The 12,204-nt window shown below is 58.4% G+C and carries 12 protein-coding genes; 2 read left to right on the plus strand and 10 right to left on the minus strand.

Going from position 1 to position 12,204, the window contains the following annotated elements:
• Positions 1 to 705: a copper resistance protein B gene (locus MK6180000_RS13920; RefSeq protein ID WP_138935274.1), complete on the plus strand. Its 705-nt coding sequence runs from the start codon at positions 1 to 3 to the stop codon at positions 703 to 705.
• A 66-nt stretch (positions 706 to 771) separates the two neighbouring features.
• Here the strand turns inward: MK6180000_RS13920 and MK6180000_RS13925 are convergent, their stop codons facing one another.
• A complete protein-coding gene (locus MK6180000_RS13925; RefSeq protein ID WP_138935275.1) occupies positions 772 to 2,163 on the minus strand; it encodes an ATP-binding protein in 1,392 nt (463 codons plus the stop codon).
• Positions 2,163 to 2,885: a response regulator gene (locus MK6180000_RS13930; RefSeq protein ID WP_138935276.1), complete on the minus strand. Its 723-nt coding sequence runs from the start codon at positions 2,883 to 2,885 to the stop codon at positions 2,163 to 2,165. Before MK6180000_RS13930 ends, MK6180000_RS13925 begins: the two co-directional genes overlap by 1 nt.
• Positions 2,886 to 3,067: 182 nt before the next feature.
• Between MK6180000_RS13930 and MK6180000_RS13935 the strand changes: the two genes are divergently transcribed.
• Complete coding sequence (locus MK6180000_RS13935; RefSeq protein WP_138935277.1) at positions 3,068 to 3,367, plus strand: hypothetical protein; 300 nt, start codon at positions 3,068 to 3,070, stop codon at positions 3,365 to 3,367.
• A gap of 328 nt (positions 3,368 to 3,695) precedes the next feature.
• On the opposite strand, the gene MK6180000_RS13940 is transcribed toward MK6180000_RS13935, so the two are convergent.
• The 8 genes from MK6180000_RS13940 to MK6180000_RS13975 form a co-directional block, all read right to left on the minus strand.
• Entirely contained in the window at positions 3,696 to 4,715 is a 1,020-nt protein-coding gene (locus tag MK6180000_RS13940; protein ID WP_138935278.1) for a hypothetical protein, read from the minus strand.
• Between the two features lie 616 nt (positions 4,716 to 5,331).
• Positions 5,332 to 6,147 carry a phosphodiesterase gene (locus MK6180000_RS13945; protein ID WP_138935279.1) on the minus strand — a complete coding sequence of 272 codons (816 nt, stop codon included), beginning with the start codon at positions 6,145 to 6,147 and terminating at the stop codon, positions 5,332 to 5,334.
• Complete coding sequence (locus MK6180000_RS13950) at positions 6,147 to 7,178, minus strand: ABC transporter ATP-binding protein (RefSeq protein ID WP_138935280.1); 1,032 nt, start codon at positions 7,176 to 7,178, stop codon at positions 6,147 to 6,149. Before MK6180000_RS13950 ends, MK6180000_RS13945 begins: the two co-directional genes overlap by 1 nt.
• A complete protein-coding gene (locus MK6180000_RS13955; RefSeq protein ID WP_138935281.1) occupies positions 7,175 to 7,966 on the minus strand; it encodes an ABC transporter permease in 792 nt (263 codons plus the stop codon). Before MK6180000_RS13955 ends, MK6180000_RS13950 begins: the two co-directional genes overlap by 4 nt.
• 3 nt (positions 7,967 to 7,969) lie before the next feature.
• Positions 7,970 to 8,773 (minus strand): ABC transporter permease, encoded by an 804-nt coding sequence (locus MK6180000_RS13960; protein WP_138935282.1) that lies wholly within the window; start codon positions 8,771 to 8,773, stop codon positions 7,970 to 7,972.
• A 66-nt stretch (positions 8,774 to 8,839) separates the two neighbouring features.
• A complete protein-coding gene (locus tag MK6180000_RS13965) occupies positions 8,840 to 9,847 on the minus strand; it encodes an ABC transporter substrate-binding protein (RefSeq protein ID WP_138935283.1) in 1,008 nt (335 codons plus the stop codon).
• The gene (locus MK6180000_RS13970) at positions 9,844 to 10,929 is read right to left on the minus strand and encodes a LacI family DNA-binding transcriptional regulator (RefSeq protein WP_138935284.1); all 1,086 of its coding nucleotides are present in this window, start codon (positions 10,927 to 10,929) and stop codon (positions 9,844 to 9,846) included. The genes MK6180000_RS13965 and MK6180000_RS13970 overlap by 4 nt, the downstream gene beginning before the upstream one ends.
• A 429-nt stretch (positions 10,930 to 11,358) precedes the next feature.
• Positions 11,359 to 12,141: a helix-turn-helix transcriptional regulator gene (locus MK6180000_RS13975; protein WP_138935285.1), complete on the minus strand. Its 783-nt coding sequence runs from the start codon at positions 12,139 to 12,141 to the stop codon at positions 11,359 to 11,361.
• Positions 12,142 to 12,204 lie beyond the last annotated feature (63 nt).

Here is a 12,204-nt window from a genome sequence, read left to right on the forward strand (position 1 = left end):
ATGAAAATGATTTACCTGCCCGCAGTGGCAGCGACGCTGGCGTCCATAATCGGCGCGCCAGCAGCGGCCGAGCCTATCATCTGGGGCTTTCAGGCCGAGCAGCTGGAATACCGTTTCATGGACGGCGAAGACGCCTTCGTGTGGGATTTCGACGCGCTCGCCGGGTCTGATGAGTTGCGCTTCGTCTGGCGCAGCGAGGGCGAGATTGGCGAATCCTCGGGCGACTTTGAGGGGCTGGAGAACCAGCTACGTCTGCAAATGCCGATTTCGACCTTCTTTGACTCGGTCGTCGGTATTCAGGCAAGCACACCGGACGGGGCCCCCGACAGGTACAACGCCGTCTTTGGCGTCAAGGGGCTGGCGCCGCAGTGGTTTGAAATCGACGCTGATCTTTATGTGTCGGACCATCCGTTCTTTCGCTTCGAGGCCGAGTATGAGGCGCTGCTGACGAACCGGCTGATCCTGACGCCCAGCATCGAGATGAACATGCCGCTGAAGGACGATGCCGCCAGAAATCAAGCGGCGGGCGGGCCGACATTCGAGATTGGCGCGCGCATCAGCTATGATCTGATCGACCGCGCCGTATCGCCCTATATCGGCGTCAATTACGAGCGGGCCTTCGGCGGCACGTCCGACATGCTGCGCGCGGCGGGCGAGGACAAGGATGCGTTTTCCATCGTTGTCGGCACGCGCATCATGTTCTGACGAACGCTGTAAAAAAAGAATGCTCCCCGCAGGTCGCTTGCCTGCGGGGGGGGGCATTGGGGCCGGTTAACTCTGGTCCGCACCCTTTCGCGGCAGGATGAGCGCCGCCATCAGCCCGCCCTCTGGCCGGTTCTCCAGACGAACATCGCCGCCATGGGCGCGGGCAATCGTTCGGGCGATTGATAGGCCCAGTCCTGTCCCGCCCGTATTGCGAGAGCGTGATTTCTCAAGCCGAAAGAAAGGCTCAAAGACGCGCTCCAGATCCGCTTCGGGAACGCCCGAGCCGTTATCGACTATTTCGATAGCGATAGTTTCTGCAACGTCCGTAACAGACACCGTGGCACCGCCCCCATATCGCTGTGCGTTCTCGATGAGATTCCGCAAGGCGCGGCGGATTGCGTTCGGACGCATCCGGACATTTACTTGGTCGATCTCGCCGACCTCAAAACCATCATGCATGTCCTGCTGAAGCCTCTTCAGAAAGTCGCGCATTTCAACAGTCTGCGCTTCTTCCGAGGTGGCCATGCCGTGCGCGAATGCCAGGGTGGATTCGACCATAACCTGCATCTCTTCGATGGACGAAATCATGCTGATCCGAATGTCCTCCTCATCGACGATTTCGGCATGCACACGTAGCGCCGTCAGCGGCGAGCGCAGATCATGTCCCAGCGCCGCCAGCACTCTGGTGCGGTCTGCAATGTGGCGGGTCAGGCGGCCTTGCATGTCGTTAAAGGCGACCGTCAGATCGCGCACCTCGCGCGGACCCGTTGCGGGCAAGGCGCCCGGCGTCTCGCCTCTGCCAAAGCTTTCGGCTGCCGATGCCACACGCCTCAGCGGGCCAGTAAGACGACTCAGAAGAAACCATACCGCGCCGATCAGCAGCAAAGCGGCGGTGATGCCAAAACTGAGGGTCGAGATGACCGGCCATTGCAGCGGAGGTCGATTGAACCGCGTATCGACATTCAGCCACCGCCCATCCTGCAATCCAACCGACACGCTCATTTCCAGCGACGACAGCCCGCCTTGCATCATTTGTAGATGCAGATTGCTGGCATCCGCGTTGATATGGGACATTGGCATCAACGTGCCGTCAGCCTCGTGCAGTTCGACCCGGATCGGGCGGTCATCGCCTGGCCCCAGAAGCGTGCGCATACGCGCCTCGACGCTGCCGCCATCTACATGATTCAGATGATCAACAGTCGGCGTGGATGTCACGTCGAACCGCACCAACGGCGAGTCAGCGGCGCGCAGGATCGAGGCCTGTAATTCCGGCGGTGCTTCCTCGATCAGGCGGGCGACGTTCGCGGCCCGCCCCGCCGCCTCAGCCCCCAGTGCCGCGCGAACCGCAAGCCCGCGTTCGTCCACGAAAAGCCACAGGCTGATCGCTTGTGCCAGCATCAAAGAGCCGATGATCAGCAGCACCAATTGGCCCTGTAAGCTGCTCAAAAATCTGCGCATCAGCCTGCATCCTCGACATCAGTAGACAGGCAATACCCCCCGCCCCGCACGGTCGTGATCAGCTTAGGGCGCATGGGGTCCTTTTCGACGCTGCGTCGCAGCCTGCTGACTTGATTGTCGATCGTCCGGTCAAACAGCCCGGGCGTTCGCCCAGCAGTTAGATCAAGAAGCTGCTCACGCGTTAGAACGAGGCGCGGCCGCTCCAGAAGGACTGTCAGAAGCTTAAACTCAGAGACAGAGAGTTGCGACTCGGCGCCCTCATCACTTGTCAACACGCGCGTGTCGGTATCCAACGTCTGATGCCCGAATCTGACCCGCGTTCCGGTGAATGTACCGCCAAACACCTCGGGCCGGGACGAACGTCTGATGATAGCCTTTACGCGCGCCAGTAATTCGCGTGGATTAAAGGGCTTGGCCAGATAGTCGTCGGCGCCGACTTCCAGGCCGACAATGCGGTCCATCTCTTCGCCAAGGGCCGTGAGCATTAAAATAGGTATTGAACCATTTGAGGACAGACGCCGGCACACCGAAAGCCCGTCTTCGCCCGGCATCATGACATCCAGCACGATCAGATCAAACCGGCTCTTCGCCAATTCTGCATCCATTTCAGCCGCATTTTCGGCCTTCGTAACCCGCATCCCGTTCTTCACCAAATAGCGAGAGACCGCATTTCGAATTTCAAGGCTGTCGTCGACAATAAGGATATGATGCACATCAGCCATGCAGCAAGATTATAGGTATTGAACCGGGATGTATCCGCTAATTGACTGAAAAATGTAACGAAACGTATCATGGGGCCGCTAGGTAACAATCCATTACAAAGCCGCCCGCGCGGCCCATTGCGAACGGTTTTGCAATGCTCAAGTTGGGGTCATCGACAACGAGAGCAGAAGGAATCTTCACAATGAAAAGCAATATCATCCAAGCCTTGGCACTTATCGGCGCCATTTCCGCAGGCGGCGTCGCCCAGGCAGATAACGGCTTCAAAACAGGCCATCACCCATTTGTTGCATCGAGCGCCGGGACAAGTTCAGGCGTAATGACGAAAGGCAGCGTCGGGCACAACGGCGCCTTTATCGACGGCAAGGTTCAACCTGACCGCGCTGACGCCCATTCCCAGAGCGTAACCAGGGGTGAGATGACCATGGGGCGCGATATGCAGTCCAATGGCCCGCTTCCGCCCGCAGCAGACGTGAACCGCTGATTACTCCGGCATTATTTTGCACGGCGGAATAACTTCCGCCGTGCATGCAGTCTAATTGCAAACCACCCAGCTACAGCCAAACCTCATTCCTCATCGGGCGTGCGAATTAAAGGACTCAGTTGAGATTTAAGGCAGCTAAAAATCAGCCGGTAATGGCGTTAACTTTCAAAAACGCCCTGTCGATGGCGGCTTCAACCGGACGTCGCGAAACGAAGCAGCCTTCGACCAATGCTCGACACCTGAAACGCTCAAGACGAGCAGAACCGTCAAAATTGGCCGCATCTCGAACAATGAGCCGGGAGGCTGAACAATCCAATTATAGTCCTATTTAATTGACTGTAGGGGCTGTTCCAGAACTTGCTTCACCGCTCGGACTCGTTGAACTTTTTGCAAGCGCTACACTGTCCCAAATCGCCTGAACAACGGACACCTTCATTTCGTGTGAGGTATGTTGGTCCACGATAACTTCAACATTGTCGTCATATACCTCTTTGGCTACAGATTTGAAATGACTTGCCGCTGGCTCCATAAAGCAGCATGGGTCCTGATCATTGAAAACGAAAAATAGTTTTCGCTTTGCGCCCGCATCTGCAGTTTGACTCGCCAGAAAGTAAAGCTGCCAATAGTCGACGTCAGAATATGTTGGGCTGGCCATTTCCTCGTAATCGCCAAAGAACTTCTCGGTCGTACGATATATCATCGGCAAACTGCCAGCGTAGACGATCGCATAGTCGACCTGCGGGATCAATGTAGCCATCCAGGTTGTGTACCACCCTCCGCCGGACAGGCCCAAAAGCGACACTTCGTCATAGTTATCCATCACCGATTTGATCGTGTAGTAATGCGGCGAAAGAAACAGCGACAGTGCGTCTCTTTCTGGCATAGTATTGTCATGGTACAAAAAGAAGTTGCCGTGCCGGTGCGCTTCTCTCCAATTCAGACGCGTTTTCTGCCCTGGATACTTTCCCGATGGAAACTCTACGGCGCCTGTGTTCAAGCCGATCCCCACCATTGACATAGATAAAAAATCGCAACCCGCCTCATTCGAGGAGTCCCGCAGAGCCTCGTGATATTTGAACCCAAATGGGTCCCCACCATGGCCCTGCATATAAACGCGGAGGCAGGATGCGCTCTCGGGCGCTTTGGATAGGATTGCTCTTGTGTTAATGCCGTATAGTTTTGCGCTAATCTCGGTCTGTCGATCGTCGATAGCTTCTGTAGATATTTTCACAAGGTCCTCGGGCAGGATAACACGCTCTTTCAGCCTATCACGTACCGTTTCAAGGTTTTCGTTTAACTCAACCAACCCTTTTGAAATTTCGGCGGTATCTATGGTGAAATCTGCCATCCTGACTGGAGGGTGCGGGGCATACTTTCGGTAAAGGGACCGGAGAAACTCGTGCGGTGGAAGCTCCAAGTGGCGACCAATAAAACCAAAGCTGAACGATGCGACGCATAGCACGAAGCAAAATATAATATATTTCATTTTTATCAAAAGTGATCCAGTTGGATTGGGCTCAACGACGAAACTCGGCCTCAATTACACGCATAACTTGCACGAAAGTTTTCGATGTTGTCAATTCTGGTCTCGCAAGGCGCGCGTTTTTTCCAAAGTGAATGACTAATGTGCCTCATGAATGCTTTGCCTAGATGTTGCTGCAGAATTGAATTGGATTCTGTGCCTTTGGCCGGACATGGGGCCGTCACCTGTGTAGGATCTGACGTATAGGTTCTGCACGTTTGGCGTCACCTCTTATTGCAACGCGACTTCGGCAGCTTGCGTTACCACGTACGGAAAAGAGGGAAGACGGTGTGAGTCGTGCGCGTCGCAGTTGCCAAGCTTCGACTGGTGGTTTTCTGGCCATGCGCATGTCGCTACTGCATCATCGCCGGCAGCCAAAGTGACAGCTGAAGAAACGAGATCTGCACTGCAAGAACCACGAGATCGACGGCAATGAAGCAGTCTACCCATAAAAGGGCCACGGCCCGCCAAAGCGGCCTACGGGAATAACGTTCGACACAAGGCAAGGCTGCGGCGCATTATGCCATTGCCAGAGCGTGACACCTCCTGGCTCCATAATCAGCGAATTCACCGACGTAGGCAGGTGGGACAGATGGACGGCATGGCAGGGCGCGGGCGCAATCTGGCACGTGACACGGCCGATCTGCGTGGTCAGCGTGCGGTGAACATGGCCTGAAATCATGCGCGCTGAGCCGGGATACGCCTCAAGCCGCGCCAGCAGGGCACCGCCGTTGCGCAGGTTATTGGTATCCATCGCGATCACGCCAGAGTGCATCCATGGGTGGTGGGTCGCCACCACCACGGGCTGGCCGTTCGCAGCGGCAAGCGCGGCGTCCAAAAATGCAAATCCCTCGTCGCTGAGTATCCCATGATGTGAACCCTCAACCAGCGTATCGAGGCCGATTAGCATGAACTCACCAAAGTCGCGGCTCCACTGGATTGGGCCAACGTCAGGCATCCAAGCCTCATCCGCAAAGGCCGCGCGCATCGTGTCGCGCGCGTCATGGTTACCGGGAATAGCCATGTATGGCAGATCCAAATCCGCCATTGTCGCTTTTAGCCGTTCGTATTCGGCGCACGTGCCAAAGTCGGTCAGATCGCCGGTGATGATCGCACACTCCACTGGGTCCAGACGCGGCAGGACGCCGTTCACGGTGGCAATAGCCTCGCGCAGCGCGGCTGCGGTGTCAGACTTACCATAGGCCAGTTGCCCCTCGGGCACGATATGGGTGTCGGTGATCTGGATGAACGCGGGCATTAGGCGATCTCCGCCTCAGGGCCAAAGGACAAGATGGCACCCGGCGCTATGCTGAGACGGACCATCTCGCCTACCTTAGGCGCGCTGGCCCCGACATGCAGCAGGGCCAGCGGCTCTGGCGTTATGCCGGACAAGACGATGCGATAGTGTGTGCCCAAGAAGGTGACGGCGTCGATCCGGCCCGTCAGGGGGCCATTCTCGTCCAGCTTCACATCCTCGGCGCGCACGAAGGCCGTACCGCCATCTGCCACATCCAGCGGTAAAACACCGCCGTCTAAATGCAGCGCACCCCCGCTGATCCGCCCAGCCAAGGGCATCGCATCGCCGACGAACCGCGCCACGAAAGGCGACGCGGGCGATCGGTAGAGCGCCTCTGGCGTGCCTATCTGAGCGATGCTGCCATGCGACATGACAGCAACGCGGTCGGCAATCGCCATCGCCTCTGTCTGGTCATGGGTGACAAAGATCGCGGTGATGCCGAATGTGCGCAACAGTACCGCCAGCTCGTCCCGAAGCTGGCCACGCAGAGCCGCATCCAGCGCCGACAATGGCTCATCCAGCAGCAAAATGCGGGGGCGAGGTGCAAAGGCGCGCGCGAGGGCGACGCGCTGGCGCTGCCCGCCCGAAAGCGCATTAATCGGGCGATCCGCGTAGGGGCCGAGGCGGCATAGCGCAATTACCTCATCCACGCGCGCGTTTATCTCGGCCTTGGGCAATTTCTGCATCTTTAACCCGTAGCCAATGTTGCGCCGCACCGACATATTGGGAAAGAGCGCGTAGGACTGAAACACCATCCCGACTTTGCGTTGCACCACCGACAGGGCCGTCACGTCATCGCCGCCAAAACGGATGACGCCGCCGGCATCAGTAGTTTCAAGCCCCGCAATAATACGCAGAAGGGTCGTCTTGCCACAGCCCGACGGGCCCAGCAGCGACACGATCTCGCCCTCGGCTATATCCAGATCGACGGGCGTCAGCGCGCGGATATTGCCGGGAAACGTCTTGGCGACGCCTGACAGTTTAAGCGTCATGTGAGTATCCTTTGCGCGCGGGCCGAGGCCCATTGCATGGCCATCAACAGCGGCACGATCATGATGAAAAACACCAGCGTGTAGGCCGATGCGATTTCCAGCCGCATCGACGCATAGCTGTCAGCCAGCCCGACAGGCAGGGTTTTCAGGTACGGCGTGTGCAACATCCATGTCAGGTTGAATTCGCCAATCGACAGCGTCACAACCGTGAGCGATCCGGCCAGAACGCCGGGCAACGCGTTGGGCACAGCTATGTCAATGAACCGCCGCCATGCGGGTGCGCCGAGTGAGGCCGCCCCCTCCTCCAGCGTTTTGAGGTCGATGGCGGCCATGACCGACAGAACCGACCGAACCATGAAGGGCAGCGTATAAAGAACGTGACCGACAAGGATAAAACTCCAATGCGCGCGAAAGCCCTGGACCGAGCCATAGACTTGCAGCAGCGCCAGAGCGAGGGCGAGGCCGGGGATCGCGAGAGGCAACGAGATAAACTCCTCCAGCACGCGGGACATGCGGCCGGGGTTGCGCGCCAGCGCGTAGGCGGCGGGCACGCCGATAAAAAGCGTGCAGATGAGGCAGCAGAACGCCAGCCAGATCGACAGGAAGATCGACGATGAATAAAGCGTCCAGACTTCGCCGATCCATTTTAGCGTCAGGCCGGATTTGACGCCTTGGAAGTAGTTGACCGTGACACCCGCCAGCACCGATTGCAGCGTCGGCACCAAAAGGAAGGCGCAGGCGATCAGGGTGACAGCCAGTTGCAGAATTTTCGCAGGGGATTTCAGCATATCCTAGCCCCCCGCCGCCACGGTGCCGCCCGCGAAACTGCGCGCGATTAGCAACATGGCCCAAGTGACCAGCCCCAAGACCACCGACAAGGCCGACGCCATGGCAATATTCGCCGATAGGGTAAATTCGGTGTAGATGACCATCGGCAGCACGTCGATATTTGTGGCCAGCGTGAAGGCGGTGCCGAACGCGCCCATCGCCGTGGCAAATGCAATGGCCCCCGCCGCGATCATCGCCGGCATGAGGGCGGGTAATAGCACGTCGCGCACGATGCGATATGGGGAAGCGCCTAACGTCAGAGCCGCCTCCTCCAGCGCCGGGTCAATCTTTTCGGCGGCAGCCATAACCGTCAGAAGGACGCGCGGAATTGAGAAATACAGGTATCCCAGAAAGAGACCGAAGGCCGAGTAGGCGAACACCACATGACCCGGCGTGATCTGGTTTATCAGGCCTTGGCGCCCACCCAGAAGGATGATCATGAAGCCCACCACAACCCCCGGAAACGCCAGCGGCAGCGTCAGGATTGATAGCAATATACCGCGCCCCGGAAACCTATTGCGCACGAGGAACAGCCCCGCGGTGGTCGATATTGCCAGCGCGGCAATAGTAACGAGAACGGAGATCACAACCGTCTGGATCAGCGTTGACAGGTAGCGCGGCTTTTGCAGGATTTCGAGGTAGATCGCCCAGCCAGCCTCGCTCTCGCCAGAGGCGAGGATCAAGCGCACCAGCGGCAGCGCAAGGAAGGCCAGCGTGAAGATTGCCAGCGGCAGAAAACAAAGCGCAACGAATGTGCGGGATGACATGGGCGGACCCTTTCCGAACAGTAAAAAGGGGCAAGGCGCATGGCCCTGCCCCCAGATCACTTAGGCCTACTTCACCTCGGACAGGTAACGCTCGCCAAAGGCGGCTTGCACCTCTTCCATCTTGGCGTAGTCCACGGCCACCGCACGCTCGTAATCGCTGGCGGGCAAGAACTTGGCCGCAACTTCCGCAGGCAGTTCGACCGGGCGGGCGGGCTGAAGGTAGGCGTTGGTCCAGATCGCCTGCCCCGCGTCTGACAAGATGAAGTCAAGCACGCGCTTGCCGACCTCAGGGTGCGGGCCACCCTTGACCAGGCTCATGACATAGGGCACCCGCACGGACCCCTCGCAGGGCAGTACGAACTCGAAATTGCCGTCCTCTTCGTATTTACCGCGATAAGCGTTGAAGTCGTAATCAAACAGGATAGGAATTTCGCCCGATACGACGCGCGCGTATGATGTCTGCTTGGGCACGATGGGCGAATTTTCGGACAGTTCGTTAAAGAACTTGATCGCCGGATCGAAGTTGTCCAGATCGCCGCCGAACGCAATATTGACCGCGACCGCACCCGCATACCCGACAAAGGCAGACGACGGGTCGAGATAGCCGACCATGCCGCGATACTCGGGCTTTTTCAGATCAGCGAAACATTGCGGCACCTCGGCGCCGCCCAGCGCATCAACGTTCACGAAAAAACCGAGCGTGCCGTAGTGGATGGCAAACCATTTGCCGTCCGGATCACGCAGGCCCTCGGGAATTTCGTCAAATAGCGCTGGTTTGTACGGCTCAACCACGTCCATGGCGCCAGCCTTGATACCTGTGGTGACGCCATAATAGGCGACGTCTGCGACAGGGTTCGATTTCTCTGCCAGTAGCTGGCTTAGGGTCTGGCCACTATTTTTGTTGTCATGTGGCATCTGAACGTCAAGCTGCTCGTCAATCGCCTCCAGCATGGAGGCCCAGTCGGCCCATTGCGGCGGGCAATTATAGCAGATCCCTTGCTCGGCAGCGGAGGGCGAGGCAAAAGTTGCGGCGCAGGTGGTTGCGGCCAAGGCCGCCGTGATCATATATCTCATTGGTTCGTCCTTGTTTTGATTTGAACTGAGGCGAGGGGAACAGACGGTGGCGGGGTTGCAGCCCGGCCGCCGTCCACTTTCTCCGGCGCGGCGGCAAGGGTCGCCCCCGCGCGGAAAACGAATGGCAGGGCCGGCGGCTGACAAATCGCCCCACCCTGCATGACATCCAGCAGCGTGCCGGCAGCCTGCCTGCCCATTGCGCCCGCGTCCGTCTCGATCGTCGAGAGGGGCGTGGCCAACAGGCGGCCGATGCCGATGCCGTCGAAGCCTATAACTGACAAATCGCGCGGCACGTCGCGGCCCAAAAGGCCGGCGGCGTTTTGTACGGCCAACGCAAGAAAATCGTTTGACGCAAAAAGGCCCGTGAGCCCGGAATGTGCGCGCAGTACGTCCGCGACGCGGCGGGGGCAGCGGGCGTCGCGCTCCTCCATCTCGATCAGCGCGGGGTCGGGCAGGTTAGCGGCGCGGCATTCGGCCAAAAACCCGGCAAAGCGGCTGCGCGAGCGGTCGGATTCGGCAAAGCGTAGCGCGACGAAACCCAGCCTGTGATGCCCACGCGCTATGAACTGGCGGGCGACCTCGCCAGCAGCGGCGAAGTTATCGACATAGGCGGTGGTACAGCCAGGCAATGGATCGTGAAACATCAGCGACACGGGCACCGCCGCCGTTCCTAGCGCCACACTGCGCGAAGGCGCAGCCATGGTCACGATCAGCCCGTCGACCTGACTGGCGAGCAGGGTACGCAAAATATCCTCGTCCACCGCCTCGTCATAGTTAGACGCACAAACAAGCGGCTGGTAGCCTGCCGCGCGCAGACAGTCCTGCACGCCTTGCATCGCCTCGGCGAACACCGGGTTCGCCAGCGACGGCACAAGGCAACCGATGGTCATGGACCGGCGGCTTTGCAATGCGCGGCCGATGGCGCTGAAGGAAAAACCCAGATCTTGCGCGGCGCGGCGCACCCGCACGGTCATCTCCGCGCTGGCTGGCCCTGACGAATTCAGCACACGACTGGCCGTCGCAACGGCGCATCCCGCCTCGCGGGCCACATCCTTTATTGTGATGCTGGCTTTTTCGATCACACGATTCGCTCCCCCCCTGAAAACGTTTCCATGTCAGGTTAACAGCCCATTTTGCGTCTGAATAGCAGTTGATTTGCGAAGTTTTGGTGATAGTCCTTTCCAGCGAGAATGGCGGCAGTACATCGCATCCAGTGTCTGGGGGCTCTCGGCCTAACAGTACGATCAATCTCGATCAGGTGCTGTTACAAAAAGCGGCCCCCTGCGGACCGCCGGGAACGCACTATAAATATGGCATCGACTATGTGCCTCCAAGCGAGTCGCGGATCAGGAGATAAAGTGCGCAATCTGATGGGCCTGCGCGCCTGCGGCGTTCGTCCGCCGCGCCTGCAAATCCGCTGAGGTTCCGCTTAATGTTGCTGCCCGGCAATCCCATCGATCAGCACCCTATCCGTACAGGGCCCGATCAGATCTGTTGCCAGATAGCGCTTCTCAGTCTCTCATATGTTCAACCAGAAGCGAGAACAGCTCATTCTGGGATGAAATTCGTAGCTTTTTATAGATGTTGCGCCGATGCACCTTGACCGTCTGGTCCGAGATGCCGAGGTGCAGACCCGCCGCCCGGCTAGAATGTCCCTGCACGATCAGCGCGGCTATTTCCGCCTCACGCCGCGATAGATCCTTGTCACCGCCGCCGCGCAGGGTTTGATACCGTTCGATCAGATCAGGCGCGCTCGTCAGCTCCAACATATCCACAGGGCGGCGCGTAATCGCCCTCAGCCGGTTCATCAAAAGGGGAGAAAGTTGGCGAAAGTAACGCAGATTGCCAGCGCGAAACCGCCCGTGGCTGCGCGAGCGTCCCAGTGACAGATGCAGTGCTAGGTTGGCATTTAGCCTTAGGGTCGCGCCCAATTCGTCCACCAGACCTGTGCGGGCGTAATACTGGGCGTGATATTCGCTGGTCTCAAACCGATCTGGCGCAATCTCGCGCAGCTGATGAGCGGTGAAATCGTCGGCGCCAAAGGCGGCGATAGCGAACGGATCCAACAGGTACCCTATTCGGGCGTACTGGGTTTCGAAAAACTGGCTTAGCGCCGTGTCGGGGATATGCGCCAAGAGGGTGACTGGTGGGCCTTCGCGCTTGAACTGGATGACCGTCAGGCATTGCGCAGAAAATGTTTCTTCAAAGTAGTCTACAAGCGGTGCCTTGAGCGCCTCAATCGTTTCGAGCCGAATTAGGTCGTTCAGGAATACGTACTCTCTGGCCTTATCCAATGTACCTTTTCCTCAGATGCTCAAACTACCACCGTATGGTAAATTTGACCCCTAACAATACCA

It is taken from the genome of Roseovarius arcticus (assembly GCF_006125015.1).
Classification (GTDB): domain Bacteria; phylum Pseudomonadota; class Alphaproteobacteria; order Rhodobacterales; family Rhodobacteraceae; genus Roseovarius; species Roseovarius arcticus.